Origin of the sequence: Novosphingobium sp. KN65.2 (assembly GCF_001368935.1) — a bacterium.
Lineage (GTDB): Bacteria > Pseudomonadota > Alphaproteobacteria > Sphingomonadales > Sphingomonadaceae > Novosphingobium > Novosphingobium mathurense.
This window is the reverse complement of the sequence record NZ_CCBH010000010.1, coordinates 1-931: the sequence shown is the minus strand read 5'-3', so window position 1 is coordinate 931 and position 931 is coordinate 1. Positions and strand designations below refer to the sequence as shown.

At 59.6% G+C, this 931-nt stretch carries 1 protein-coding gene; it reads left to right on the top strand.

The genetic code is table 11. The features are described 5' to 3' along the window. The first annotated feature begins 76 nt into the window (after positions 1–76). The gene (locus SPHV1_RS00645) at positions 77–910 is read left to right on the top strand and encodes an IS5 family transposase (protein WP_054944219.1); all 834 of its coding nucleotides are present in this window, start codon (positions 77–79) and stop codon (positions 908–910) included. The last annotated feature ends 21 nt before the right edge of the window (positions 911–931 follow it).

Here is a 931-nt window from a genome sequence, read left to right as displayed (position 1 = left end):
AGAGCCCGATCCGAAAGTAGTTGAGCAATGCCAGTATGTTATGATTCACACCGTCCTGCGAGAGATGGAGTGATCAATGGCATGGACTGGCATTGCTCGAGAAGAGCATAGCCGCAAAGGGCTGCGGTATCCAAGCGACATGACGGACAGGGAGTGGCTGCTGCTGGCGCCCTTCATTCCCCCGGCGAAGCAAGGCGGTCGCCGTCGCAGCACAGATATGCGCGAAGTGGCCAACGCGCTGTTGTATCTGGCCTCGGCCGGATGTGCCTGGCGCCTGCTACCCAAGTGCTTTCCGCCGGTCTCGACGGTTCGGCGCTACTTTTACGCCTGGCGCAACGCGGGGCTGTTCGAGGTCATGAACACGCTGCTGGTCATGAACCTTCGAGAGATCGAGGGGCGAGAAGCCTCGCCGAGCGCCGGTGTGATCGATAGCCAAAGCGTGAAAACGACCGAGAGCGGCGGCCCCTGCGGGTATGACGCGGGCAAGAAGGTCAAGGGCCGCAAGCGTCATATACTGACCGATACCTGCGGTTTTCTGATCTCAATCCTTGTCCACACCGCCGATATTCAGGATCGTGATGGCGCCGTCGATGTGATCAAAGGCGTACGCCAGCGCTTCCCCTGGCTGCGCCATATCTTCGCCGATGGCGGTTACGCTGGTGACAAGCTCAGGAAAGCCATCGCCAACACAGGAAATTGGACGATCGAAATCATCAAGCGTTCCGATCAGGCCAAAGGCTTCGAAGTCCTGCCTCGCCGCTGGGTCGTCGAGCGTACATTCGCGTGGCTGGGCCGGTGCCGCCGTCTGGCAAAGGACTGGGAGGCCACCATCGCCTCTTCGACAGCATGGGCCACGATCGCATCCATCCGCATGCTCATCCGACGAACCGCAAGGTATTGCTACGCTTGAGGAACTTTTGAATCGGGCTCT

Bases quoted from the DNA above. Each gene is read 5' to 3' on its own strand.
- SPHV1_RS00645 (WP_054944219.1), top strand. From the start codon at position 77: ATGGCATGGACTGGCATTGCTCGAGAAGAGCATAGCCGCAAAGGGCTG.